Source organism: Desulfosarcina sp., from assembly GCF_055467485.1.
The window spans coordinates 56,976-83,422 of sequence record NZ_JBUOIV010000015.1; the positions used below are offsets into that span (position 1 = coordinate 56,976).

Annotated in this window: 18 protein-coding genes; 7 read left to right on the plus strand and 11 right to left on the minus strand. The window is 56.3% G+C overall.

Annotated elements, in window-relative coordinates; all coding sequences use genetic code 11:
- Nucleotides 1-27: 27 nt before the first annotated feature.
- Nucleotides 28-1,419 carry a multiheme c-type cytochrome gene (locus tag ACZCED_RS09670; protein WP_462970311.1) on the plus strand — a complete coding sequence of 464 codons (1,392 nt, stop codon included), beginning with the start codon at nucleotides 28-30 and terminating at the stop codon, nucleotides 1,417-1,419.
- Nucleotides 1,420-1,567: 148 nt separating this feature from the next.
- Here the strand turns inward: ACZCED_RS09670 and fusA are convergent, their stop codons facing one another.
- The 6 genes from fusA to ACZCED_RS09700 form a co-directional block, all read right to left on the minus strand.
- Nucleotides 1,568-3,601 (minus strand): elongation factor G, encoded by a 2,034-nt coding sequence (gene fusA, locus ACZCED_RS09675; RefSeq protein ID WP_462970310.1) that lies wholly within the window; start codon nucleotides 3,599-3,601, stop codon nucleotides 1,568-1,570.
- Nucleotides 3,598-4,134 carry a GerMN domain-containing protein gene (locus ACZCED_RS09680; RefSeq protein ID WP_462970309.1) on the minus strand — a complete coding sequence of 179 codons (537 nt, stop codon included), beginning with the start codon at nucleotides 4,132-4,134 and terminating at the stop codon, nucleotides 3,598-3,600. The genes fusA and ACZCED_RS09680 overlap by 4 nt, the downstream gene beginning before the upstream one ends.
- Nucleotides 4,135-4,579: 445 nt before the next feature.
- The gene (locus ACZCED_RS09685) at nucleotides 4,580-5,467 is read right to left on the minus strand and encodes a DegV family protein (protein ID WP_462970308.1); all 888 of its coding nucleotides are present in this window, start codon (nucleotides 5,465-5,467) and stop codon (nucleotides 4,580-4,582) included.
- Nucleotides 5,468-5,730: 263 nt separating this feature from the next.
- Complete coding sequence (locus ACZCED_RS09690; protein ID WP_462970307.1) at nucleotides 5,731-6,699, minus strand: electron transfer flavoprotein subunit alpha/FixB family protein; 969 nt, start codon at nucleotides 6,697-6,699, stop codon at nucleotides 5,731-5,733.
- A complete protein-coding gene (locus tag ACZCED_RS09695) occupies nucleotides 6,699-7,487 on the minus strand; it encodes an electron transfer flavoprotein subunit beta/FixA family protein (RefSeq protein WP_462970306.1) in 789 nt (262 codons plus the stop codon). The genes ACZCED_RS09690 and ACZCED_RS09695 overlap by 1 nt, the downstream gene beginning before the upstream one ends.
- 27 nt (nucleotides 7,488-7,514) lie before the next feature.
- Nucleotides 7,515-9,581, minus strand: a complete 2,067-nt coding sequence (locus ACZCED_RS09700; protein WP_464860699.1) for a (Fe-S)-binding protein — start codon at nucleotides 9,579-9,581, stop codon at nucleotides 7,515-7,517.
- 352 nt (nucleotides 9,582-9,933) lie between these two features.
- On the opposite strand from ACZCED_RS09700, the gene ACZCED_RS09705 reads away from it, so the two are divergent.
- Entirely contained in the window at nucleotides 9,934-11,622 is a 1,689-nt protein-coding gene (locus ACZCED_RS09705; protein ID WP_462970304.1) for a long-chain-fatty-acid--CoA ligase, read from the plus strand.
- 91 nt (nucleotides 11,623-11,713) lie between these two features.
- Here the strand turns inward: ACZCED_RS09705 and ACZCED_RS09710 are convergent, their stop codons facing one another.
- Nucleotides 11,714-13,531, minus strand: a complete 1,818-nt coding sequence (locus tag ACZCED_RS09710) for an acyl-CoA dehydrogenase (protein ID WP_462970303.1) — start codon at nucleotides 13,529-13,531, stop codon at nucleotides 11,714-11,716.
- 73 nt (nucleotides 13,532-13,604) lie between these two features.
- Nucleotides 13,605-14,198, minus strand: coding sequence for a TetR/AcrR family transcriptional regulator (locus ACZCED_RS09715; RefSeq protein WP_462970302.1), 594 nt, complete (start codon nucleotides 14,196-14,198; stop codon nucleotides 13,605-13,607).
- 456 nt (nucleotides 14,199-14,654) lie between these two features.
- Between ACZCED_RS09715 and ACZCED_RS09720 the strand changes: the two genes are divergently transcribed.
- The 5 genes from ACZCED_RS09720 to ACZCED_RS09740 all read left to right on the plus strand — a co-directional run bounded on the left by ACZCED_RS09720 (nucleotide 14,655) and on the right by ACZCED_RS09740 (nucleotide 20,756).
- Entirely contained in the window at nucleotides 14,655-15,338 is a 684-nt protein-coding gene (locus tag ACZCED_RS09720; protein WP_462970301.1) for a methylenetetrahydrofolate reductase C-terminal domain-containing protein, read from the plus strand.
- Between the two features lie 47 nt (nucleotides 15,339-15,385).
- Nucleotides 15,386-16,309, plus strand: a complete 924-nt coding sequence (locus ACZCED_RS09725; protein ID WP_462970300.1) for a methylenetetrahydrofolate reductase — start codon at nucleotides 15,386-15,388, stop codon at nucleotides 16,307-16,309.
- 50 nt (nucleotides 16,310-16,359) lie between these two features.
- Nucleotides 16,360-17,544 carry an FAD-dependent oxidoreductase gene (locus ACZCED_RS09730; protein ID WP_462970299.1) on the plus strand — a complete coding sequence of 395 codons (1,185 nt, stop codon included), beginning with the start codon at nucleotides 16,360-16,362 and terminating at the stop codon, nucleotides 17,542-17,544.
- A complete protein-coding gene (locus ACZCED_RS09735; protein ID WP_462970298.1) occupies nucleotides 17,541-19,184 on the plus strand; it encodes a hydrogenase iron-sulfur subunit in 1,644 nt (547 codons plus the stop codon). Before ACZCED_RS09730 ends, ACZCED_RS09735 begins: the two co-directional genes overlap by 4 nt.
- 249 nt (nucleotides 19,185-19,433) lie before the next feature.
- Entirely contained in the window at nucleotides 19,434-20,756 is a 1,323-nt protein-coding gene (locus ACZCED_RS09740) for a (Fe-S)-binding protein (RefSeq protein WP_464860700.1), read from the plus strand.
- Between the two features lie 186 nt (nucleotides 20,757-20,942).
- On the opposite strand, the gene fdhF is transcribed toward ACZCED_RS09740, so the two are convergent.
- From fdhF to thrS, 3 genes are all read right to left on the minus strand, one after another.
- A complete protein-coding gene (gene fdhF, locus ACZCED_RS09745) occupies nucleotides 20,943-23,711 on the minus strand; it encodes a formate dehydrogenase subunit alpha (RefSeq protein WP_462970296.1) in 2,769 nt (922 codons plus the stop codon).
- 286 nt (nucleotides 23,712-23,997) lie between these two features.
- A complete protein-coding gene (locus ACZCED_RS09750) occupies nucleotides 23,998-24,417 on the minus strand; it encodes a VanZ family protein (RefSeq protein WP_462970295.1) in 420 nt (139 codons plus the stop codon).
- Nucleotides 24,418-24,494: 77 nt separating this feature from the next.
- On the minus strand, nucleotides 24,495-26,411 hold the full coding sequence (gene thrS, locus ACZCED_RS09755; RefSeq protein ID WP_464860701.1) for a threonine--tRNA ligase: 1,917 nt from the start codon (nucleotides 26,409-26,411) through the stop codon (nucleotides 24,495-24,497).
- Nucleotides 26,412-26,447: the final 36 nt, after the last annotated feature.

The window sequence follows — 26,447 nt, forward strand, 5'->3', positions numbered from 1 at the left end:
TATTAAAAACAGAAAGGAGCGGCATCTATGAGGCGTACATGGATGTTCTTAACCATCGGATTGCTGGTGGTCGGCCTGATGGCGGTACCGGCCATGGCCCAGCCCAACTTTGCCAAGGTCAAGGAGTACCGCATCGAACGCAGTGTGCCCCCAGAAGCCCAGGCGTGTATCGAATGCCACCGGGCAACCACCCCCGGCGTTTTTGCTGACTGGGCCAAGAGCCGACACGCCAACGCCAACATCACCTGTCTGGATTGCCACCTGGTCCAGCCTGGCGATCAAGACATCGCCCAGGATCACGAGAAGTATTACAGCCGCTCCGACATGCCCTGGGGCGAGGCCAAGTACAAGATGCCCATCGCCTCCATCGTGACCCCCAAAGACTGCTCCCGCTGCCATCCGGACGAGGCCACCCAGTACAGCAAGTCCAAGCACGCCAACACCATCGAGATTATGTGGAAGCTGGATCCCTGGCTGAACAAGGGCATGAACTCGGACATCGAGCGCAAAACCGGCTGCTTCAACTGCCACGGAACGGTCATCACCATTGATGATAGCGGTAAGATCGATCCGAACACCTGGCCCAACGCCGGGGTCGGCCGGCTTAACCTGGACGGCAGCAAGGGGTCGTGTACTTCCTGCCACACGCGCCATCGTTTTTCCGTTGGTGAAGCCCGAAAGCCCGAGGCCTGCGACCAGTGCCATCTGGGACCGGATCATCCCCAGATCGAGATCTACGAAGAATCCAAACACGGCACGATCTACCACGCCTACCAGGACGAATATAATTTCGATGCAGCTGGTGGCACCTGGACGGCCGGCGTCGATTACCGCGCTCCGACTTGTGCGGCCTGCCACATGAGCGGATCCGGCAAGGAACCCACCAGCCACGATGTCACCCAGCGGCTATCCTGGGAGACCCAGGCTCCGCTCACGGTCCGTCCCCAGGATTTCAAACCGTTTCCCTCGGGCACCGATTGGAAAGTGGAGCGCCAGAAGATGAAAAATATCTGCAGCTCCTGCCACGGCGATTCCTGGATCAACGATTTTTATGACGGTTTCGACAAGGCCGTGATCGAGTATAACGATTTATACTTCAAACCGGCCAAGGCAAAACTCGATGAGCTTTACGAAAAAGGCCTTTTGGACAAAACCAAGTTCTTCGACGAGCGCCTCGAGGTGGAATACTACGAACTGTGGCACCACGAGGGACGCCGGGCACGTATGGGGGCCATGATGATGGCCCCGGACTACGCCTGGTGGCACGGCTTCTATGAGTGCAAGCTGCGCTTCGCCAACTACATGGAAGAGGCCAACCACCTGATCGAAACCGGCCAGAAGGCATACATTGCCAAGGATTTCCCCAACGCCACCGGGGACACCACCCGGCCGGTAAAAATCTTCGGCAAGACCCAGTAAAAGCTGGAACGACCCGATCACAACCAGAAAAGCCGTCCCGCATAGTGGGACGGCTTTTCTGGTTGTGACGTCTCTTCGACCGTGTTCACCGGCAACGAGGAAAAAGGGGATGAGCGCTGGCTTAATACCTGGGCGGTGAATGTACCGGTCAGCTCCTGTCAAACCGGGAGAACTGCATGGAAAACGTTGCCCGCCCCTGGGTGGCCGACCGCAGGCTGGTGGAATAGCCGAACATGTTTGCAAGGGGCACCGTCGCCTTGATGGTCTGAACCCCCAGCTTGGGTTCGATGGCTTCGATTTTTCCGCCCCTGGTATTCAGGTCCCCGATCACCTCCCCCATGAAGTCCTCCGGGACGATGACTTCCACGGCCATGATGGGATCCAGCAGGAATGAATTCCCCTGGGCAAGGGCCTCGCGGACGGCCATGGAAGCGGCTACGGTAAAGGCCAGTTCCGAGCTATTGGTCTCCCGGGTTCCAACTCCGGTGAGCACTGCTTTCACGTCCACCACCGGATAGCCCAGGAGGATGCCGCTCTCCAGGGATTCCATTACCCCCTTTTCCACCGCCTTCACCATCCCGGGGGCCAGTTCCTCGTCTGCCAGGCGTGATTCGAACCGCTTTCCTTCACCGCGGGACAGCGGTTCCAGCCGCAGCGAAATTTCACCGTAATGGCGGTTACCGGCGACTTCCTTGTCGAAAATTGCGGTCCCGGTAGCGGGGGATTCGATGGTCTCGCGATAGACGACCTGGGGTTTGCCTACGTTAACCCGGGTATTGAACTCACGCTGCATGCGGCTGGTGATGATTTCCAGATGCAGTTCTCCCATGCCGGAAAGAATCGTCTGGCCGGTGTCCTCGTCTTCACGAACCCGCAAGGTGGGGTCTTCGGCCATGAACTTTTCCAGCACCTGCTGAAGCTTCTCCTGATCGCTGTGGGTTTTGGGCTCCACGGCCACGGATATCACCGGTTCATAAAAATCCATTTTTTCAAGCAGCACCGGATGCTCCTGCTGGCACAGGGTTTCGCCGGTTGAGGAATCCTTGAGGCCCACGACCCCGACGATGGCCCCCGGGCCGACGGTGTCTACCCGCTCCCGCTTGTTGGCATGCATCAAAAGGATGCGGGACAATTTCTCTTTCTTGTTGCGGCTGGGATTGTACACGTCTGTGCCGGCGGTAATTTTGCCGCTGTATACCCGGACATAGGACAGCTTCCGGCCTTCCATCATGCTAACCTTGAAAATCAACGCCGCCAGAGGTGCTTTTTCATCCGGCCGGCAAAGGATGGTTTCTCCGGTTTCCGGATGAACGCCCTTGATGGCCGGGACCTCCGCCGGGCTGGGAAGGAATTGAACAATGGCATCCAACAGTGGTTGTATGCCTTTGTTCTTCAACGCACTGCCACACAGCACCGGCACCAGCTTCAAGGCAACTGTTGCCTTCCTGACGGCAGATAGAATCATCTCCGCGTCTATGGGTGTCTCGGCAAGGTAGGCTTCCATGATCCCGTCGTCCATCTCGGCAAGGGTTTCCAGCATCTGGTCCCGGTATATTTCAGCGTCATCTCGGAGGTCGTCATCGATCTCCTCGGTGCTGTAGCTGGCCCCGAGCGTGTCGTCGTCCCACCGGACCTGCTGCATGCGAATCAAATCGACGACACCGGAAAAGCCGTCTTCGGTACCTATCGGAATCTGAAGGATCAGGGCATTGGCCTTGAGCCGGTCGCGCATCATTTGAACGGTACCGAAAAAATCGGCACCGATGCGGTCCAGTTTATTGATGAAAGCAATCTTGGGCACTTTATAACGGTCGGCCTGGCGCCAGACCGTCTCCGATTGCGGTTCAACCCCACCGACGGCGCAAAAGACACCCACTGCCCCATCCAGGACCCGCAGGGACCGCTCCACCTCGATGGTAAAATCCACATGACCCGGTGTGTCGATGACCTGGATATCCCGGCCATTCCACTGGCAGGTGGTGACCGCTGAAGTGATGGTGATGCCCCGCTCCTGCTCGTCGACCATCCAGTCCATCACGGCTTCACCGTCATGGACTTCTCCAATCTTATGGGATCGCCCCGTGTAATAGAGGACCCGTTCGGTAACCGTCGTCTTGCCGGCATCGATGTGGGCGATGATACCGATATTCCGAATGTTATTTAGTTTGTCAGTTTTTTTCATCGTGTCAGCAGCATATCAGCGGTTAAAGGAAACGCCAGTGGAAGGTGACCGGTCAGCGTCTGCACTTCCGCTCCGTCAATGAGAATTTTTACCTGATCAATCTCTGAAACGTTTAGGATCAGGGAATTGACTATTGAAAATAGTGTCAATTGCTCCAATCGGCAACTCCCGACATGGTTTTCCCTCAGTTGGGCGGAAAAATCCACCACCGCCGTTCCATCTCCGAGCAAAAAGAAGGATCTCAATCGCGTCTCTTTGGGGATGGTGGCCAGATTTCCACGCGCAGAACCGTTGATCAGTTCCAACACCAGTTGCCGGCTGAATGCCAATGGTTCGTCAGGGTTGACCATGACACGCGCTTCGGCAACCAGCAGTGGACGCTTCGGATCGGCGAAATAGAGATGTACGACCTGCTGTTCTCCTTCACCGGCGGCGCAACCCGGCAGCATTCCAAGGCCATGGAGCACCAACCCGGCAATGAACAGCCAACCGGCAAATCGCAAAGCGGCCATGCAGCCGTGAAGCACGTTCATGGATGGTTTCCTGGTATGTCTCGTTGGCCGTCATGGACCGGCATGTTGCCATGACCAGCGAAAGAACTCATGTATGCCAAGGACCCGGACATGTCAAGAACTACACGGTTGAACGGGGACAGCGTGCGGATTCCATGTCGCTTGACCGGAGTGAACCGGAATTTCAGTTCATGGGAGCTGCGGGAAGGTTCCGCCTGCAGCGGCGGTGCTGCGCAGCATCGGAAGGATAAAAAAGCGTTTTCCAGTTCGCTCGCTAACCTCGCCGCAAGCGGCGGGGAATGCGCTCGCTATCGCGGTTCAATGGGAATTTGCCCCGGTAGATCCGGCCGTCTCATGCAGATGGTGAAAATCTGTAATGTTTGGAGGCTGCTGGCAAGAAATGCCGACGACCTGCGACATCGTTTCAGCGGCAGCAGGCCGCTGGCTTCTCGATGCGGGTGTATGTTTATATGGGATGGCGTTCACCGTATACCGAAAGGGCGAACACCTCGGGGCCGCTGTGACAGGTTACCGTTGGCCAGCCTCGGCCGCTGATCACCTGATAGTCTTTGACCGCGATAGAGGGGAGCTTGTCCATTAGGCGTTCAAAGGCCTTTTCCATATAAGGTTTGTTGTTGTCGGACCCGAATGCCTTGTATATTTTAACGTTGTGTGGGCGTGAAGAGAGGAACTCCATGGAAGCATCAGCCATTCGTTGAATGGCCTTTTCCATGCCTTTTTCCGTGGAAAAAGGGGTAACCCGTCCATCTTCAATGATCAACACGGGTTTCATGCGCAGCAGGCTGCCGACCAGCCCCTTGGCCTTGCCGATTCTGCCGTTCTTGACAAAGAATTTCAGCGTGGATGCGGAAATCAGCACCTGTGCAGATCGCGTGATCTCGGGCAAGGCTGCTTTGACTTCGGCGATCGGACGCCCTTGGGTGACCATTTCGACGATTTTCTCGGCAACGAAATATCCCCCGGCGGATACGGACTGGGTGTCAAATACATGGATTTCCAAGCCCGGGACAAATCCCTTGGCAGCATTGCTGTTGGCGACGACCTGGGAAAGCTTGGATGACATGTGGATGTCAATGACGCGCTCGTAGCCTTTGTTCTTTAGGGCCTTGTATTTTTTGATCATGTCTGATTGGCTGGGAGGCGTAGTGGAAAAATCACTTACACCGTCAACCGTGGCGTAGAACTGCTCGTGAAGCAGCTGCTCCCCGTCGATGTAGTTCTTGCCGTCCAGGACAATATTGATGCCGACAAATTCAAGGTTGTACTTTTGAATGAATGCCTGAGTTGGCTCGCATCCCGAATCCACCATAAAAGCGGTTTTCTTTTCAGCCATTCCTGCGCCTCCCTCCGTTTCAGCGGTCATCTCAGACTGATTTATAGTCTTCAAGCAAGAACGTGTCAAGCAAATGTGAACAGTGTAAACAAGTTAGATAAACGTTTAGCTCTGTGAGTGTTGTAAGCGATCAATGGACAGTTGCCGATAGAGGCGAACAAGCCTGATTTAGCCGTTGATGCCGGGAGACACGGTCACTCATAATAAAAGCGGGCGCCCGCTAATGAAAGCGGGCGCCCGCTGGTTTTCGGAAAGGTTGTGGTTTACGATTCCTTGATGGCATCGGTCAGTTCGGGAAGGAATTCAAGGATGTCGGCTTCGATGCCCACGTCGGCCACCTGGAAGATCGGCGCCTTGACGTTCTTGTTGATGGCCACGATAAAGGGCGCACCCTTGATGCCGCCCATATGCTGGAAGCTGCCGCTGATGCCGCAGGCCAGGTACACCTTGGGTTTGACCGTCTGACCGGAAGTCCCCACCTGGCGGGATTTTTCCAGCCACTTGGCATCCACGATGGGACGCGAGCAGGAAACCACGGCACCCATGGCATCGGCCAGTTCCTGGGCGATTTCGATATTCTCTTCGTCCTCGATGCCGCGGCCAACGGATACCAGCACGTCCGACTTGGTGATGTCAACATCCCCGACTTCGGCTTCCACGACTTCCAGAAAGGTCCGTTTGACCGTCAGGTCGCCGGCGTCGCCGGACTTGTCCTCGACACTGCCGCCGGCCGATTTGCTTTCATCGGGGGCAAAGGCCCCGGGACGCAGGTTCACGACCGCACCGCTGGAAATATCGGCGGTGACGTGGGTGCTGACCATGCCTGAGTATTCCTGGCGGATCACCTTCAGGCTCGTTCCGTCCAGTCCTTCGATGTCTACGACGTCGGCGACGAAGGTCGAGTCCAGCTTGATGGACAGGCCGGGACCCAGATCCATGCCGAAGGTGTCATTGGCAATCAGGACGATGGCATCGGCGGGCAGCACGTTGACCAACAGTTTTCTGACGACTTCGGCGTTGGGATAGGCCAGCGCGTCATTGCTGAACTTGAGGACACGGCTGTAGGAGGCGGCCACGGCATCGGCCACGGCGTCAAGGTCGGCACCCGAACCGGTCACGATGGCGGTGACGGCCGCACCGGCGTCGATTTTCTTGGCCGCGGCAGCCAACTCCAGGGCCGAATCGTCGGCCACGCCGTCTTTGTGAGTGATGTATGCATAGATATCGGCCATTATTTCAACCCTCCTTTGGCTTTCAAGAGTTCAATCAGCTTGGCAACGATCTCTTCGGTGCTGCCTTCGAGCATTTCAGCTCCCTCACCCATTTCGGGCACGAAGTAGTCCACCCGTTTAACCCGGGCGCCGGCAGCGCCCACCATTGCGGCGTCAACACCCAGATCGGCGGCACCAAACTGGGGGATCTCTACCGAGGCCACCTTGCGGATGCCGCGGATGCCCACGTAGCGCGGTTCGTTGATGCCGGTCTGGATGGACAGGACGCAGGGCAGCTGAATCTCGTTCATCTCCTGGTTGCCGCCTTCGATCTCGCGGCCGACCTTGAGCTTTCCATCGGCCACCTCGATCTTGTTCACCAGGGAGGCATAGGGGTAGTCCAGCATGGCCGCCAGCATGCCGCCCACCTGGGCCGCGCCGTCATCGGCCTGGGCGCCGGTCAGGATCAGGTCGTACTTGCCCTTTTCAACCGCCGCCTTGAGCAGGGTGGCGACACCTTTGCCGTCCGACCCCTCGAATGCGTCGTCGCACAGCAGCAGGCCGTTGTCGGCCCCCATGGCCATCTCCCGGCGCAGCACCTCCTCCGATTCGTCGTCGCCCACGGTGACGACGGTGACGCTGCCGCCCACCTTGTCGCGGATCTGAATGGCTTCTTCCACCGCGTAGTTGTCCCACTCGTTGACCGAGTACACCAAATCGTCGCGCTCGATATCACTGCCGGAACCATTTACCTCGATCTCGTTCTCAGCGGTATCGGGAACTCGTTTCACACAAACCAGAATCTCCATGTTTTTCCTCCCTGATTATTATTTCGCCTATTGCATGTGTTGGACTATGAGTTCAGACAGATCGATGGCTTCCATCTTTCCTTCCATACCGGCCACCTTGATGGCGTCTTCCATGTTGACCAGGCAGAAGGGGCAGGCCGTGACGATGACGTTGGCACCGGCCGCAGCAGCCATTTCGACGCGCAGCACGCCCATGCGCTGGTCCTCCTCGGGTTCGTAAAAAAGCATCAGACCGCCGCCGCCGCAGCAAAAAGACCGGTCGCGGCAACGCTCCATTTCCACCCGCTTCAACCCGGCGATGGCATCCAGGGCCGCCCGCGGATCATCATATACGTCATTGTGGCGGCCCAGGTAGCACGGATCGTGATAGGTGTAGACCTTGCCGTCGCCGTTGGCGCCGGTCAGTCGGATGGCGCCGGATTTAACGTTGCGGGCGATGAACTGACTGATATGTTCGACCGGGGGCAGCCCCTGGTAATCGTTTTTCAAGGCATTGTAGGCATGGGGGTCGGCGGTGATGATGTGCTTGGCGCCGCTGTTGATGATGGCGTCGGTGTTCATCTCCTTCATGGTCTGGAACAACATCTCTTCACCGAAACGCCGGATCTCGTTGCCGCTGTCTTTCTCCTGTTTGCCAAGGATGCCGACGTCCGCACCGGCCCGGGAAAGGATGGTCGCCGTGGCCTGGCCGATGGTCTGCATGCGGTCATCAAAAGAGGTGATGCTGTCCACGAAGTAGAGCGCCTCGGCCGAATCGACGGCCAGGTCCTTGACGGTCACCCCTTCGGGCAGATCCTTGGTCCAGTCGGCCCGCTTCTTTTCCATCTTGCCCCAGGGGTTGCCGCGTTTTTCCAGTGCACTCAAGGGTTTCTGCAGGCTCTGGGGCACCAAGCCCTCATCCACCATCCCACGCCGCAGGTCGACGATCTTGTCGATGTACTCGATGCCGATGGGGCACTCCTGCTCACAGGCACCGCAGGTGGTGCAGGACCAGATCTCGTCCTCCTCGTAAGTGGTGCCGATGAGGTTCTCGCTCTTTTTGAACGGGCTGCCGTAGGGGTAGATGGGATAATTCTTAAAAGCCAGGTCGCGCCCCTTGATTGAAATGAAGCGCGGCGACAGCGGCCGTCCGACCGCGTTGGCCGGGCAGTTGTCCGAACAGCGGCCGCAATCGGCACACGAGTAAAAATCCAGGATGTGCTTCCAAGTGAAGTCCTCCAGTTTCTTGACGCCGAAGGATTCCAGGTCGTCCAGCTGTTCATCGGTAATGCCGTGTTGGACCGGTTTGATGTTACCCTTATCGATGCGCATGAAGAACACGTTGAACAGCGACGTGATCACGTGGAAGTGCTTGCCCAGGGGCAGAAAGCACAGGAAGAAGAAAAAGGTCAGGTCGTGGATGTAGTAGGCGGCAATGTGGATGGTCTGCAGGGTCTCTAAGGAAGTGGACAGCAGGCCCTGCTTGAACAGCCAGGCCAGGCTCAGCGGCGCCAGGAACTCGGCGTGCAACCCGGCCTGGGTGTTGGCGGCCACACTGCTGGCCTCGAACAGGCTCTCGGAAATCATCAGCGTCGAAATCAAGCCCAAGACGAACAGGGCCTCGACGGTGTGGTCCTTGCCGTATTTGGCGGGTACGGCGTAACGAGCCGGTTTGACCACGGCCCGCCGGAATGCGGCAATGGCGCAGGCGATCAGCACCGCCGTGGCGGCATAGTCCTTTAAGATATTATAGATATCACCTAAAAGGCCACCGAATCCGGGCATGACGAAGCTTTCGGAGATGCCCATGATGACCAGGCTGCAGGAGCGGATGCTCAGGATCAGAAATCCGGCGAAGATAACGATATGCACGACACCGGCCAGCATGTACCGAGGCTGGCGATACTGGCCCAGCCAGATCTTCACCACGTTATAGATGCGCTGGGGGATACGGTCGAATCGGCTGTCCGGGGCCGCCTTGACCAGCGGAGCCAAGCGGATGGCCATGATATAAGCGAAAATCGCCACCCCCACAAGGGGAATCAAAATCGAAAAAAGCACCGTGGGAATAAAAAGAAAAAAATACTTGGCCGGAGCGATCAACGCGTTTTCCATATTTTACCCTTGTTCTCCCTTCGGATTCGTATTAAAATGTATAAAAATGAATGAAGATTCATTCAGTTTTTTTAACGACTGATTCCACTCCTGTCAAGAAAAAATTTTGGCGACGGTGTCCATCCCCTCTCACTGACAGCGGTGGCGCCGTTATCTCTGCGAAAACAAGTAACCGGTCTTTTCACCGCGGGTTGAACAAACGCCATAAATGAAATTAACCACTAATTTCATTGACAATAGCAGCATCTCAAAATAGGTGTTAAGTGATTCGGCAGCAAAAACCCAACCCAACAGGCATGAGGGCCTCATTTATTACGATCGCCCATTAAAAACAAGGAAAAAGGAGGTTCAAGTGAGCACAGACAGTCCCTATCTGGAAAAACCGTGGCTGAAGCACTACGAAGCAGGTGTTCCCGAACAGCTTCAATATGAAAACATCTGCCTGCCGGAGTTCCTCAAGCGGTCGGCCGATGCGTTTCCAGACAAAATGGCCCTGACTTTTCAAGGTTATCAAGTCAGCTTTAGCAAGCTGAACGAAATGGTGGATCGATTTGCCACTTGCCTGACCGACTTCGGGGTTAAAAAGGGTGACAGCGTAGCGATTCTGCTGCCCAATGTAATCCCTTGTGTGGCCGCCTACTATGCCATCCTGCGCATCGGCGCCATAACCGTCATGAACAACCCGTTGTATTCCGACCGGGAGTTGGAGCATCAGTTCAATGATTCCGGAGCCAAAGTGTTGATCACCCTGGATCTGCTCGGCAACCGGATGATCGATCTTCGACCAAAAACCAAGATAAAGCAGATCATCTACACTAGTATCGGTGACTATCTCCCCTTCCCCAAAAACCTTCTTTTCCCTTTGGTCGGCAAAAAGAAGGGACTGGCTGCCGACGTCAAATCAGCCGACGATCTTTATAAATGGAAAGACCTCATTGCACGCTATGCGCCCAACCCGCCGCATGTTGCCCTGGATTTTGACGCTGTGGCCATGTACCAGTATACCGGCGGCACCACCGGTGTTTCCAAGGGTGTCATGCTCACCCATGGCAACTTGAGCAAACAGACCCAGCACGTATCGGCCTGGTTTCCCACTTTCGGCAGCGATGAAATCATGCTCGGCGCCCTTCCTTTTTTCCACGTCTTTGGCCTGTCCACCGCCATGAACCTGGCTATTTTCAAAGGGTGGGGAAACATCCTGGTGCCCAAACCACAACCCCCCCAACTGTTGGAAGCCATCAGTAAATTCAAACCCACCTTTGCACCGCTGGTACCCACGATGTATATCGGCATGCTCGAACACCCTGATATCGCCAAATCCGACCTCACCTCCATCAAAGGCTGTTTTTCCGGCAGCGCCCCGCTGCCAGTGGAGGTAATCAGCGAGTTTCAGAAAAAAACCGGTGCAGTCATTGTCGAGGGCTTCGGGATGACCGAATCCTGCCCGGTTACCCACATCAACCCCTTCAAGGGCAATCGCAAAGTCGGCAGTGTGGGTATTCCCATTTCAGACACCCAAGCCCGTATCGTGGATCTTGGCGACGGGGTCACTGATGTTCCCGTGGGTGAAATCGGTGAACTCCTGGTCAAGGGTCCTCAGGTCATGAAAGGCTATTGGAACCGCCCCGACGCCACCGCAGAAACCCTCACCGACGGATGGCTGCACACCGGCGACATCGCCAAGATGGACGAGGACGGCTATTTCTACATCGTTGATCGCAAAAAAGATATGATCATCTCCGGCGGCTTTAACGTTTATCCCCGGGACATCGAAGAGGTGTTTTTCGAACATCCCAAGGTGATGGAGGCCACCGCCATCGGCATTCCTCATCCCAAACGCGGAGAGGCGGTCAAGGTATTCGTCGTTTTGAAGGAAGGCCAGACAGCCACCGCCGAAGAGTTGATGAAATATTGCGAAGACAAGCTGGCCAAGTACAAATGGCCCACGGAAATCGAATTCCGCAAAGAACTGCCAAAAACCAATGTGGGCAAAGTGCTTAAAAAAGATCTCAGAGCCATGGAACAGCATAAAAGACAATAGGTATGGACGGGCAGCTGAGAACGGCCAATCAAAAAACGGGGGTTGCATCAACATGCAACCCCCGTTTTCATTTATTCATCGATATTTAGACTTATTTGCCGCCGAACGCGTCTTCGGCAATATCTATGCACGCCTCGCAGGTGGTCATGATGGCATCCATCTTGCCCATGGTAATGGGAAGCACCGCCTGCGTAAAATATTGAACGCTTTTCAACTGGCCTTCATAGAAGGCCTGGTCTTTTTTCTTGGCTCCTTTTTCCAGCTGGGTGGCCGCGATAACCCCTCTCCAAAGCAACATCCAGGCTATCACCACGTCGCCGGAGGCCTCCATGAACGGGTGTGCGAAGGCAAATGCGCTCATGACCTTAGGTGACATGGCGGTGGCGCCCAGGTGCATGGCCACTTCACCGAGGCGGTTAAGGGCCTTTTCCACTCTGGCTGCATAATCCTTCAGGCCGTCGATGGCCTTGGCCTGAGCAATGGTCTTCTGGATCTCGACCATCAGGTCCATGATCGGTTTGCCCTTGTTCATGCCCAATTTTCTGCCCAGGAGATCCATGGCCTGAATGCCGTTGGTACCTTCATAGATCATGGTGATGCGGCAATCCCGCAACAGTTGTTCCTGGGGATACTCCCTGATAAAACCGTATCCGCCGTACACCTGCACACCGGTGCTGCAGACCTCGAAGGCCTTGTCGGTAACGTATCCCTTGCAGATGGGGATAAGCAGGTCCACCATTCCCTGCAGCCGGGCTTTTTCCTCCTCGTCATCGGTAACGGCCATCTGATCGGAAAGGTAGCCGGCATAATAAAGCAGGCTGCGCATGCCCTCCACGTAGGATTTCATGGAAATCAGCATGCGGCGCACATCCGGGTGCTGAATGATCGGCACGGCCGGTGCATTGGGATCCATCATCTGCATCAGGTTCTTGCCCTGAATCCGCTCCCTGGCGTAATTGACTGCATTCATGTATGACGGGCTGGCGCAGCAAAATCCCTGCATTCCCACTAGCAGGCGCGCCTCGTTCATCATCAGGAACATGGCCCGCATACCCTTGTTCTCTTCGCCCAGCAGTTCGCCCACACACTGGCCCTTGCCGCCCAAGGTCAACGAACAGGTGGCGTTTCCGTTGATGCCCATCTTGTGCTCGAGGCCCGTGCAGACCACGTCGTTAAAATCGCCCAACGTACCATCGTCGTTGACCCGGTATTTGGGGACCAAAAAGAGAGATATGCCCTTGGTGCCCGCAGGCGCACCTTCGATTCGGGCCAGCACCGGATGGACGATGTTCTCAACCAAGTTATGCTCGCCGGCAGAGATGAAAATCTTGTTGCCGGTGATGGAGTATGTCCCATCTTCATTTTTCACGGCGGTGGTAGACAAGTTGCCAACATCGGAACCGGCTTCGGGTTCGGTGAGCAGCATGGTGCCGGTCCACTTGCCGGTAAACATGTTCTTTAAAAAAAGCTTCTTCTGCCGTTCCGTGCCGAATGCCTCCACCAGCAGGGCGGCACCGTGAGTGAGGCCCGGATACATCATGAACGCATAGTTGGCACCATTGAAATAGTCACCCGCGGCCAGCGCCACCGTGCGGGGCATCCCCTGCCCGCCGTATTCCGGGTCCTCGGGCATGGCCAGCCACTCACCTTCGACGAACAGGTCGTACGCACGCTTGAAACTTTCCGGAACCGATACCTGCCCGTTTTCAAGCCTGCATCCCTGTTCGTCACCCTCCTTGAAAGTGGGAAGAATTTCCTTTATCGCAAGATTACGGGCTTCACTGATGATCAAATCTACGGTCTTTTTGTTGAACTCGGCGTACTTTTCATGTTCACTCAACGCGCCGATGTTTAACTGCTCATGAAGCACGAAATCAACATCTCTTCTGTCAGCGATTACCTGTGCCATGGTCTATCCTCTCCTTGTTGACTGGTGGATACGCCGCCGAGACGAGCATGCACGGCGCTGTCCGGTTATGTAATCAATCCGTTAATCTTGTATCGCCGGTACCGCCGATGCCCCGGATGAAAAGGTCCACCAACGGGTCGGCCATGGTTACCAGATCGTATTGCCCGCCTGAATGGATCCAGGAATTGATCACTTCATCCACAGCACCATTGATGAAACGCTTGACCAATCCCATGTAAAGATCCTTCCGAATGGTTCCCTCTTCCTGGCCCAGTTCCACCACCTCGGAGATTATATCCCGGTACATTTTGGACATCTCTTTGATCTGCTCGTTCCCGAGCCGGCGGTTCTGGTGGGTTTCCGCCTGGTAAACGATGGCCATATTGCGGTCTTTCTGGAACTCTTGCAAATGGACGTGAATCAGACATCGCAGCTTCTCTTCGGCGGTTGCCGGCTGACTGACCGCATCCCGGAACCGCTCGAAAATCTGACGGGTCTTGTACTGATAGAACTGAACCAGAATATCGTCTTTGTTCTTGAAGTAGAGGTAGATGGTTCCGTCCGCCACCCCGGCCTCTTTGGCAATCTGGGCAATCGTCGACTGAAAGTACCCCTGCTCGGCAAATACAGTGATGGCCGCCTCCAGAATGCGTCTGTATTTGTCCATATTTTTCTTTTTCGTGTTGATGGCGAACCTCCTAACAACGATTGTTTATGAATGAATACTCATTCATTTATCAAAGCCAAAAACACCCTGTCAAGTATTAACGTTAAAAAAGCCGAAAAACCAGAGACGACCTGCTAAACCGCATTCAATTTCAACAAATCCTAAATTTAAGGTCTGTGATCCAAGTTGTGCGGCCAATGCCATAAGGGTTTGAGCCTCCATATAAATAATGAGGAACCATTCATTTCATATTGACTTTGCCGCCGACAGACAATAAGTGGGTTCGGGCTCCGGACGCAGATCGCATCCTTTATGGATTGACATCATCGATGCGATCAGGTTAGTTTCGCTCCTTGGCTCATATCATACCGTTCACGCCCACCCCTAATGCATGCGTGATCGGTATAACCCTTCATGGTATCGACCCCATGCCATGGAAAACAGGAGGAATGTTAAATGATTGTTGCGGAAAGAAAACCCTTTGAAGAGGTCAGGGCCATGGTCAAGGACTTTAAAAAGGTCCTCACCGTGGGATGCGGCACTTGCGTGGCGGTTTGCCTGGCCGGCGGTGAAAAGGAGGTCGGTGTGCTCAACGCCGAGCTGAAGATCGCCCGCCGTATGGCAGGCGAACCCATCGAAACCGGTGGTGTTACCGTGGAACGGCAGTGTGATATGGAGTTTCTGGAAGAGCTGGACGCGATTGTGGATGAATACGACGCGATCATTTCCATGGCCTGCGGTGCCGGCATTCAATTCATCGCCGAACGATTCCCCGAAATCCCCGTTTTCCCCGGTGTCGACACCAGCTTTATCGGCGTCAACCGCGAAGTGGGCTGGTATGAAGAAAAATGCCGGGCCTGCGGTACCTGCGTGTTGGGCATGACCGCCGGCATCTGCCCGGTCACCATGTGCGCCAAGGGACTGTTCAACGGCCCCTGCGGCGGCACCAACAAGGGTAGCTGTGAAATCAATGCCGATCAGCCCTGCGCCTGGCACCGCATCCACGAACGACTCGCCAAACAGAACCGACTGCAAAACATCCTCGACATCTGTCCGCCCAACGATTGGCGGAATCAGACGCCCAGAACCGTCGTTCAACCGGGTTACAAGGATCGACTAGCCGCATTCGGTATCAAATAGCCAATAGCAATCCAGAAACCGGAACAAGTCAATAGAGGGATTTTCAAATGAAATCAGGAAGCAATCTTGAAAAAATACTGCGTGCCGGACATTTTGCCTTTACCGGGGAACTCGGGCCGCCCCGAGGAACCAACGTGTCGGCGGTACGCGAAAAGGCCAAACATCTGGTCGGCATGGTGGATGCCGTCAATATTACCGACAATCAAACGGCAATGGTGAGAATGTCCAGCTGGGCCGCTTCGCTGATTGCCATCGAGGAGGGTCTGGAGCCCAACTACCAGATGGTCTGCCGGGACCGCAACCGCCTGGCCATGCAGGCCGACATCCTCGGCGCATCGGCCCTGGGCATCCGGAATATGCTCTGTCTGTCCGGTGACCACCAGCAGTTCGGCGACCATCCCCAGGCCAAGGGTGTGTTCGACATCGACTCCACCCAACTGATCGGAATGGTTAAAAAAATGCGTGACGAATCCAAATTCCTGGGTGGGGCGGACATCGACGAACCGCCCAAGATTTTCATAGGCGGCGCGGCCAACCCTTTTGCCGAACCTCACGAATGGCGGGTGCATCGCCTGGCTAAAAAAGTCAAGGCCGGTGTGGATTTCGTCCAGACCCAGTGCATTTACAACATGGAGAGAATGCGCCAGTGGGTCAAAGAATCCGTGGATATGGGGCTCACCGAAAAGGTCTATATCCTGGCCGGCGTCACCCCGATGAAGAGCGTCGGTATGGCGCGCTACATGCAGCTCAAGGTTCCCGGTATGGACGTTCCCAACGCGATCATCAAACGACTCCAGGGTGTGGACAAGAAAAAGGTGGCCGACGAAGGCATCAAAATCGCCTGCGAACAGATCGAAGCGTTCAAGGAGATGAAAGGCGTCGCCGGTGTTCACCTGATGCCCATCGAATGGGAGCACAAAGTGCCGGAGATCGCCGAGCGGGCAAAAGTCCTGCCTCGGCCGACGGTCTGATCAGCGCCACCCATCCATTGTCAACCAACGATCACTAAAGGAGTTTTCAAGTGAGTACTGAATCGAAAAAAGTCATGGTCATTGGGGGCGGGATCGCCGGTCTGACGGCGGCCTGGGAGCTTGCCGGCCTCGGCGCGCAGGTTGCGCTGGTGGAAAAAGCCGACTTCCTTGGCGGACACGCCATCCAATATGCCTGCAAGGCGACTGACGAATGTCGCCAATGCGGCGCCTGCGCCGTGGAAAGCATGCTCAAGAAGGTAGTCAATGAACCGTCCATCACCGTCCATTTGGCCACTGAAGTGGCCAGCATCGATAAAAACGGCAATTTCAAAGCCACGTTGAAAAAAACCAAGCCGACCAAGGACCTGAAAACGTGCGAAGCCGGTTATACGGCCAACCCGACGGGTTGCGCGGCCGTCAGGGGTTATTCCTTGAACAACAGCCGCTACTATCTTGCCGACGGCAGCCTGAACCCGGAAACCACAGGTCATGCAGACACCCTCGAAGTCGACGCCGTGGTCGTGGCCACCGGTTTCACGCCCTTCAACCCGCAGATCAAGTCCACCTACCGCTACGACGATCTGGAGAACGTGGTCAGCGGCATGGATCTGGAATCCGGCAAGCGCGCCAACGGGACGGTGCTGCGTCCTTCAGACGGTAAACCACCCAAAAAGATCGCCTTTATCCAGTGCGTGGGCAGCCGTGACGAACGTCTGGGCAACCTGTGGTGCAGCCAGGTCTGCTGCCCCTATGCCCTGAGAACGGCCCAGGCCATGAAACACAAAGACCCGGAACTGGACATCACCATCTTTTATATGGACATTCAGAACACGGGCAACGACTTTCCCGTCTTTTACCAGAAATGCAAAGACGACATGAAATTCGTGCGCAACATTCCCGTGGACATGTACATGACCGATGACGACCGGGTCCGGACCCGTTTCATGGCCGCCGAGGGCAGCAGTGAAGCGGTGGAAGATGATTTCGACCTGGTGGTGCTCTCCGTAGGCATCATGCCGGCGGCCGACAATGCGTCGCTGTCCGAACTGGTCGGCGCGCCGCTCAACGGTGACGGTTTCTTTGCCTCCACCGATAAGTTGAACCGAACACGGACAGGCCAGGATGGCATCTTTGTGGCCGGTACCGCTTCGGGACCGAAAACCATTGCCGAATCCATCGTCCACGCAGGCCAATCTGCCGGCGAAGTGATGAAATATCTGGGGAGGACCTCATGACACAAGAAACACAAATGGAAACCATCAACCTGGCCACCGACGTATTGGTGGTGGGTGCCGGGATGACCGGCGTGAAGGCGGCCAGCGAGATTGCCGCCAGCGGATACCGGGTTGTGCTGATCGATGAGGGCGCCGGTCTGGGGATGGCGGCAGGCGCCTCGGCTGCCGATCTCGATGGGGAAGAACAGGCGGCCATGGAGGCGTTATTGGAAACCATCAACGGATCGGAAATGATCGATGTGATGACCGGCACCCGCATGGACGGCGCTGCCGGGTTTCCGGGGAATTTCCGGGTATGGTTGTCAGGCAATGACGACATCGTCGAAAAGTCTGTAGGCGCCATCGTGGTGGCATCGGAGCTGGTTGCATGCCCGCTGAATGAAGCCTATGGCTTGAGCCTATCGGACACGGTGCTCAGCCAGAGCCAGATGGAAGCGGCCCTTAGTGAAAACCCGGCCGCATTTACCGGGAAATCGGTGGCTTTCATGCTGGGCCTGGCCCAGGACGGCAACCCCCTGGTTCTTGAACGGGTCCTGAAAAGTGTGCTGGCCATGGAAAAGATGGAAGACACCAGCGCGTATGTGTTTGCCGGGGATCTGAAGGTGGCCGAAGACGGGCTGGAGCGCCTCTATTTAGAATGCCGCGACAGCGGAGCCATGTATGTCAAGCTAACCGAGATGCCCGCGCTGGTTCAGGAGGGCAGTGCCCTTTACATCACCTACGACGATCCGGTCCTGCAGCGCAAAGTGGAATTGTCCCCCGACATCATTGTGGTCGAGGAAGCCATCGGCGCCGACCAGGTCAACACAACCCTGGCCGAGATGCTCAACATCGATGTGGGCCCCATGGGATTTTTACAGACCGAGAATGTTCACCGCTTTCCGGTCTCCACCAACCGCGAAGGGATCTTCGTGGTCGGCGGCAGCCGCCGGGTTAAAAAACGCTACGGCGCCCTGATGGATGCACAGAATGCAGCCATCAGGGTCCGCAGCCTCTTGGGCGACGGCACCATTACTGTGCCGGTCAACAAGGCGGTGTTGGACGTCGGCAAGTGCACCTTCTGCCTGACCTGCTACCGATGCTGCCCCCATGGGGCGATCGACTGGTCCGCCGACAACAAGCCGGTCATCTCCACGGTGGCCTGCCAGGGATGCGGCATCTGTGCCGCGGAATGCCCCATGGACGCCATCCAGATCGGTGAATTCAACGATGCCGAGATGATCGATCAGGTAACCCAATCGGCAACAGCTAAGGCTGCAGACGCCCCCACCATCGTGGCATTCTGTTGCCAGAACAGTGGATTGGAAGCCGCCCGCATGGCCGAATCATTCGGCATGCCCCTGCCCAAGGGGCTGAAAATGGTGGCTGTTCCCTGCGCCGGCAAGGTGGACATCGGCTACGTCATGCACGCCCTGGCCGAAGGGGCCGATGGCGTCGTGATCATGGCCTGTCACAACGGCAACTGCAAATCGGAGAAGGGCAGCCTCTACGCTAGTTGGCGGGCCGCTAACGCCCAGGGTATGCTGCAAGCCATGGGGATCGAAAAAGATCGGATCTGCTTTGCCACAACGGCGTCGAATATGGGCGCCGATTTTTCCGGCATTCTTATGGAGATGGAAAAAACGCTGGAAGGGAAATAGGCTGATGACCAAGCCGACACCTCTTCGTAACATTCTGCAAAGGGGTGTCGGCACTTAAATTACAAACGGAAACGATATTCGTCTCGGCAACATGAATGCCGGCCAATGGGCCGGCCATGGACTTGCAAGGTCTGCCGGAATCAATTTTTTCCTTGTATTTTATGGATGACTCGATAATAAATGGGTTCTTAAATTTTTTAATCGTATTGGAATCGTCGGTGGTAAACCAACTACGGAGGAATTAACAGTATGGCTGATGAAGCGATCAAGCTCGGCGGAAAGAAGCGATCCGTTTTCATCGACAAGGTGAAGGAGATCCTCCCCGAAGGGGGAAACCTGAACCTGTGCCTGACCTGCGGCGCCTGTTCTTCAGGGTGTCCGGCAACGGGTCTGGAGGGAATGGATCCCCGAAAGTTTTTGAGAATGGCGGCCCTGGGAATGGACGAAGAGGTCCTGAACACCAAATGGGTCTGGATGTGCAGCATGTGCACGCGCTGCATGTATGTCTGCCCGATGAAAATCAACATACCCCAACTGGTATTCAACACGCGCGCCGCCTGGCCACGTGAGAAACGCCCCAAGGGTATCCTGGGATCCTGTGACATGGCCCTGCGCAATGACACCTGCAGCGCTATGGGTGCCACGGAAGAGGACTTCCAGTTCGTCGTCGAAGACGTGCTTGAAGAGTACCAGGAAGCACAGCCCGAATTTGCTGAGATGCAGGCCCCGATCAACAAGAAAGGCGCTGAATTCTTCCTCAACCAGAACTCCCGGGAACCGGTGACCGAGCCAGATGAAATGGTACCCCTGTGGAAGATCCTGCACCTGGTGGGTGCGGACTGGACTTACGGCACCAAGGGGTGGGCGGCGGAAAACTACTGCCTCTTTCTGGCCGACAATGAAAATTGGAAAAACATCGTCGAAGTGAAAAAAAACGCCGTGGAGGATCTGGGCTGCAAGGTCTGGCTCAACACGGAGTGAGGGCACGAACTCTTCGCAGTCCGGGCCGGACTGGAAAAATTCAAAATGCCCTACAACTTCGAAATCAAAAGCATCATTCAATATTACGCCCAGTGGGTCCGCGAGGGAAAGCTGAAAGTCAATTCCGAGTGGAACAAGGAGCGCAAGATCAAGTTCACGGTTCAGGATCCCTGCCAGCTGGTTCGCAAGACATTCGGCGATCCGGTCGCCGAGGACCTGCGCTTCGTCGTCAAGGCGGTAGTTGGTGAAGAAAACTTCATTGACATGCACCCCAACCGCTCCAACAACTTCTGCTGCGGCGGCGGCGGCGGCTTCCTGCAGTCCGGATTTCCGGATGAGCGGCGGGCCTACGGCAAGCTCAAGGCCGACCAGATCCTGGCCACCAAAGCCGATTATTGCATCACACCCTGCCACAACTGTCACGCCCAGATTCACGACCTGAGCGATCAGCGCGGACATGCTTGGCAAACACTTCACCTATGGACCCTGATCTGCCTCTCCCTGGGCATCCTCGGACCCAACGAGCGCGAATATTTAGGCGACGACCTCAAGGATGTGGACGTGTTCCACCCCGAGTCGTCGAACATGTAGCATGTAATCTCCGCACCGGAAACATCGACAGAAAAAAGGCCGGTCCCCATGGGGACCGGCCTTTTTAATTTTAACAATTGATGGGTTTAGAAAACGAATCGGTGTCTTCTGTTATCCCCATACGGGTGAGGGGTCACCGGTTTTCCGTCGGCCGTTGAGGCATTTTAGCCTATCCACTCCCCATGCTTAAGCACCTTTTGAAAGCCTCACCGCACACACCTTGAACTCGGGAATCCCGGAAACCGGATCCAAGGCAGCATTGGTCAGTTTATTGGCCGCCGCCTGGGCAAAGTGGAAGGGTATGAAAACGGTCCCGTCCACAGCCTTGTGCGAAATCCGCACCCGAACCTGGATCTCTCCCCGCCGGGAGGCGATCGTTACCCGGTCGCCATCGGCAATGCCCATCCCTTGGGCATCGCCGCGCGTGATCTCCACAAAGGACTCCGGTGCCCGCTCGTTCAGGCCCTCGGTCTTCATGGTCATGGTGCCGGTGTGGTAATGATAGAGCACGCGTCCGGTGGTCAGGTACAGGGGATAGTCGTCGTCGGCCACTTCCGCCGGGGCAATCCATTCGATGGCATGAAACATCCCTTTACCCCGGGTGAACTGGGCCCCATGCAAAATGGGAGTGCCGGGATGTTCCGGTGTTGGACAGGGCCAGTGCAGCCCCTCGTGTTCAATGCGCGGGTAACTGATTCCCGCATAGGAAGGGGTAACGCCGGCCAGTTCGTTAAAAATGGTTTCGCTGTCCTTGTAGGACATGGGGTAACCCATGCGTGTGGCGATCTCGCTGGTTATCTTCCAGTCATCCTTGGCCAAACCCGGCGGATCGACCGCCTTTCTCACCCGCTGCACCCGCCGCTCGGTATTGGAGAAAGTGCCGTCCTTCTCGGCAAAGCACTTGGAGGGTAACACGACGTCCGCCATCCGGGCGGTTTCGGTGAGAAAGATATCCTGAACCACCAATAACTCCAGTTTGCTCAGGCTTTTTTCGGCATGGTTGAGATCGGCATCTGAAACGAGGGGGTTTTCGCCGATAATGTAGAGGGCCTTGAGCTCTCCGCTATGGGCTTTGGGGACCATTTCCGTGACCTTGAGTCCCGGCTTGGTGGGCAGTCCGGTGACGTTCCAGGCCCGTTCCATCTTTTTGATGGCATCCAGGTTGTCCACTGCCTGGTAACCGGTGAGCACGTTGGGCAGGCCGCCCATGTCGCAGGCGCCCTGGACGTTGTTCTGTCCGCGCAGGGGATTGACCCCGCCGCCCCGGATGCCCAGGTTGCCGCAGAGCATGGCCAGGTTGGCCAGGGATTTGACGTTGTCGGTCCCCGTGGTGTGCTGGGTGATTCCCATGCAGTACAGGATGCTGCCTGCCGGTGCATTGGCATAAAGCCGCGCCGCATCGATGAGCTGCTGGGCGGGTATGCCGGTAATGGTTTCCACGTGTTCTGGGGTGTAGCGTTCGACCATCGCTTTGAGTGCATCGAAATTTTCCGTGCGCTCCTCGATGAAAGCCGCGTCGTGCAAGTTCTCTTTGATGATGACGTGCATCATGCCGTTGATCCAAGCCACATCGGTACCCAGGTTGGGTCTCAGCCAATGCTCGGAGAACTCCGTGATCTTTATGCGGCGGGGGTCGACGACGATAAGTGTGGCCCCGCGCTGGGTGACCGCCCGTTTGACGAACGATGAAAGCACGGGGTGGTTTTCCGTGGTATTGGAACCGGTGATGAGGATTACATCCGCTTCCTCGATATCGGCAATGGTGTTCGTCATGGCGCCACTTCCGAATGCTGCGGCCAGACCGGCCACGGTGGAGCTATGTCAGAGCCGGGCGCAATGATCGATGTTGTTCGTCTTCAGAACCGCCCGGGTGAACTTGTGGGCGATGTAATTCTCCTCGTTGGTGACGCGGGCCGAGGTGAGCACGCCGATGCTGTCTCCACCGTGGGTGTCACGGATATGCTTGAGTTTATCGCCGACAAAATTAATGGCCTCCTCCCAGGTGGCTTTACGAAAGGAGCCGTTCTCCTTGATCAGTGGCTCGGTGAGCCGCTCATCACTGCCGATGAAATCGAAACCGAAACGTCCCTTGACGCAAAGGCTGCCAAAGTTGGGGGCCTCATCTTCAACACCGCTGACCTTGACCACCCGGTTGTCACGCACGTGAAGGTGCATCTGGCATCCCACACCGCAGTAGCTGCAGGTGGTGCGCACCTGCTGGGTTTCCCAGGGGCGGACATGGTAGCGCACGTCCTTTTCCACCAGGGCCCCCACGGGGCAGACCTGCACGCACTCGCCGCAGAAAACACAGTCGGAGTCTTTCAGCGGCCGGTCGCCGGCGGCGATGATCTTGGTTTCGGCGCCACGATAACCGAAGCTGATGGCATTGTTCACCTGCACGTCGTTGCAGGCCTGGACGCAGCGGCCGCAGAGGATGCAGCGGGAAAAATCCCTCACGATGAAAGGATTGACCGTTTCCATGGGATAGCGGGCCGGGGTCCCCTGGAAGCCCTCGCCGGTCACCTGGTAGCGGTAGGCCAGGTCCTGTAGTCGGCAGTCTCCCCAAACCGGACACAAGGCCTCGCTGCCGTCATCTTTTTCGACACCTATCTGAAATTGGGTCCAATCACTGTCGTCCCGTCCGCGAACGGCACAATTGTGATTGCCTGAAGAGAGCATCAGCCGCAGGATCTCTTTGCGCGATGCCACTACGTCCGGCGATTCGGTGCGCACCACCATATTGGGGGAGGCAGGTGTGGAACAGGCCGGCAGCAGGGTCCGCGCCCCTTTTACTTCAACCACGCAGATTCGGCAGGCACCGGTTGGCGTGGATCCCTTCAAGTGGCACAACGTCGGAATATCGATGTGTCCCCGCCGGGCCACGTCCAGGATGGTCTCACCCGGTTCAATGGGAAGCTCGTTTCCGTTGATCACCATCAGGTTCGTCTGTTCCATATTCAGGTGCTCCTTTGGGGAGGGTCCGTTTACAATGGTTGGGCGTCGGCACCATCGCCGACTACCAGCTGAGAACCCACCCATAAACAGCTGATTGTGGCTCGGGCCTGGGACTGAAGATGCTTTTCATGGATGGGCACCGGCCTATTTTCCCTATAGAAAATCGACCCTTTTGTCAATCCGGAATACAAACCATGATATTGTCAGATGAATGGTTCCCGCAGCATATCAAACCGACAACATCCTTTTGGATCATTTTGTTTCCGAGGGTTGCTCGCCAAGAGAACTATCGCGATCGCCAGCCGCGTTTCGAAAGCCAGCTCCGTCCACCCCTTGAAGTTACCCACATCGTTACCAGGGCGCCCAGTATACTGCCCGCCGCATCCGCAACCCCGTCCATCGCATCGGCTTTGCGAAATGCCACGAAAGACTGATGGAATTCATCACTCGCGCCGTAGATGGAAGCGAAGAAGACACTGATCAACAGCAGCTGCAACGGGGACAGCTTACCGGACCATGTCGCCCGGCAGGCCCGGTAAACGAGTGCAGCCAGTACTCCATAGGCAGCCATGTGCATCACCTTGTCTTTGAGTGGGAAAGAGGGGCCCAGATCGGGCGACGGGAAACTGGATTGGACAAAGATAGCCGCGCAGAGCGCAATGACCGGCAGCCAGTATTTGAAAAACGTTCTCTGGGCGGTTTTCATGGGGTAGGAGGAAAGGCCTTAGGGCAGCCGTTACAGCCTTCCCCGACCATTAAGAAAGGCTGCAACGCTGTCATGTACTATTTGCCGAAGAGGTCCAGGTTCAAGCACCTGTCGGCCACATGGGCCGTCACTTGCTCCATAAACTGGGCCATGGGCAGACCGTAGCGGACAGCGCCGTCCAGTGTGCGAACGGATATCGTGCCAGCCTCCTTTTCTTTGGCACCGCAGGTGAGAATCAGCGGCGTCTTGGCCAACTGGGCTTCGCGAATCTTGCGGTTGAGGCTTTCCGTACGAGCATCCACCTCAACCCGCAATCCTGCATCGGTCATGGTTTTGGCGATTTCCTCTGCAAAAGGAATCAGATCATCGTTGATCGGCAACAAAACTGCCTGAACCGGTGCCAGCCAGAGGGGAAACTTGCCTTCGAAGTGCTCGATGAGAATCCCCAGAAACCGCTCGATGGAGCCGAACACCGTCCGGTGCAGCATGATCGGCCGGTGTTTCTCATTGTCCGCACCCACATAGGTCAGGTCGAACCGTTCGGGCAGACTCATGTCCAGTTGGATGGTACCGCACTGCCAGGTCCGCCCCAGGGCGTCCTTGATGTGCAGGTCGATCTTGGGTCCGTAGAAGGCGCCGTCCCCCTCGTTGATGCGGTAGTCCTTGCCGTAGGCATCCAGGGCCGCACGAAGGCCGTTAGTGGCTTGTTCCCACTGCTGGTCGGTGCCGATCGATTTTTCCGGCCGGGTGGACAACTCCAGGTGGAAGCCCAGACCGAACTTGGTGTATATCCGTTCCTCCAGCCGCAGCAGATCCAGAATCTCAGCCTGGATCTGCTGCGGCGTCATGAAAAGATGAGCATCGTCCTGATGGAAGGCCCGCACCCGGAACAGGCCGTTGAGCACACCGGACAACTCGTGACGGTGCACCAGGCCGATCTCGGCAGCCCGGATGGGCAGTTCCCGGTAGGAGTGCGGCCGTGTGCTGTATAGCAACATGCCGCCGGGGCAGTTCATGGGTTTGATGGCATAGGCCTGCTGGTCCACCTCGGTGGTGTACATGTTTTCCCGATAGTTCTCCCAGTGGCCGCTTTTCTCCCACAAGGCGCGCTGGAGTATAATGGGCGTTTTGGTTTCCACGTATCCGGCTTCCCGGTGGGCATCCCGCCAGAAATCCAGCAGAGCGTTCCACACGTCCATGCCTTTGGGATGGAAAAAAGGCATGCCCGGTGCATCGTCATGGAAGCTGAACAGATCCATGGCCGCGCCGATCTTGCGGTGGTTGCGCTTTTTGGCCTCTTCGAGAAAGTTGAGGTAAGCCTTGAGCTGCTTCTTATCGAAAAAGGCGGTTCCGTAGATTCGCTGAAGCTGGGCCTTGGATTGGTCCGCCCGCCAATAGGCACCGGAGACCCGCATCAGTTTGACTGCCCGCACAAATCCGGTATGCGGCACATGCGGCCCCCGGCACAGGTCGGTAAACTCACCTTGTTTGTAAAGAGAGATCGTGCCGTCGGCCAGATCGGAAATCATCTCGACCTTGTAAGGTTCGTCCTTGTAGAAGTCCAGGGCATCGGCTTTGGACACTTCGTGCCGTTCGACGGGAATCTTGGCCTTGATGATACGGTTCATTTCCGCTTCGATCTTGGGAAAGGCTTCCTCGGAGAGCGGCTCCATGTCGATGTCGTAATAAAAACCGTCCTCCACCACCGGCCCGATGGTGAGTTTGGCATGGGGGTAAAGGTTCAGCACGGCCTGGGCCATGACGTGGGCGGCACTGTGGCGCATGATTTCCAGTGCTTCGGGGTCCCGGGTGGTAATCAGCCGGACAGCGGCATCCTTTTCGATGGTTCGGTTCAGGTCAATCAGGCGGCCTTCTATTTCCATGGCCACGCAATCCCGGGCCAAACCCTCGGAGATGCTCTTGGCCACAGCCAGTCCCGTGGGATAATCGTCAAAGGGTTTTCGACTTCCATCGGGAAGTGTGATATGGATCATCTTTTAATTGCCTTCCGTTAAAAAGGTTGTGCATGG

Bases quoted from the DNA above. Each gene is read 5' to 3' on its own strand.
- ACZCED_RS09750 (WP_462970295.1), bottom strand. From the start codon at position 24,417: ATGAAAACCGCCCAGAGAACGTTTTTCAAATACTGGCTGCCGGTCATT.
- ACZCED_RS09715 (WP_462970302.1), bottom strand. From the start codon at position 14,198: ATGGACAAATACAGACGCATTCTGGAGGCGGCCATCACTGTATTTGCC.
- ACZCED_RS09695 (WP_462970306.1), bottom strand. From the start codon at position 7,487: ATGGAGATTCTGGTTTGTGTGAAACGAGTTCCCGATACCGCTGAGAAC.
- ACZCED_RS09710 (WP_462970303.1), bottom strand. From the start codon at position 13,531: ATGGCACAGGTAATCGCTGACAGAAGAGATGTTGATTTCGTGCTTCAT.
- ACZCED_RS09700 (WP_464860699.1), bottom strand. From the start codon at position 9,581: ATGGAAAACGCGTTGATCGCTCCGGCCAAGTATTTTTTTCTTTTTATT.
- ACZCED_RS09670 (WP_462970311.1), top strand. From the start codon at position 28: ATGAGGCGTACATGGATGTTCTTAACCATCGGATTGCTGGTGGTCGGC.
- ACZCED_RS09690 (WP_462970307.1), bottom strand. From the start codon at position 6,699: ATGGCCGATATCTATGCATACATCACTCACAAAGACGGCGTGGCCGAC.
- ACZCED_RS09725 (WP_462970300.1), top strand. From the start codon at position 15,386: ATGAAATCAGGAAGCAATCTTGAAAAAATACTGCGTGCCGGACATTTT.
- ACZCED_RS09735 (WP_462970298.1), top strand. From the start codon at position 17,541: ATGACACAAGAAACACAAATGGAAACCATCAACCTGGCCACCGACGTA.
- ACZCED_RS09685 (WP_462970308.1), bottom strand. From the start codon at position 5,467: ATGGCTGAAAAGAAAACCGCTTTTATGGTGGATTCGGGATGCGAGCCA.
- fusA (WP_462970310.1), bottom strand. From the start codon at position 3,601: ATGAAAAAAACTGACAAACTAAATAACATTCGGAATATCGGTATCATC.
- ACZCED_RS09720 (WP_462970301.1), top strand. From the start codon at position 14,655: ATGATTGTTGCGGAAAGAAAACCCTTTGAAGAGGTCAGGGCCATGGTC.
- thrS (WP_464860701.1), bottom strand. From the start codon at position 26,411: ATGATCCATATCACACTTCCCGATGGAAGTCGAAAACCCTTTGACGAT.
- ACZCED_RS09680 (WP_462970309.1), bottom strand. From the start codon at position 4,134: ATGAACGTGCTTCACGGCTGCATGGCCGCTTTGCGATTTGCCGGTTGG.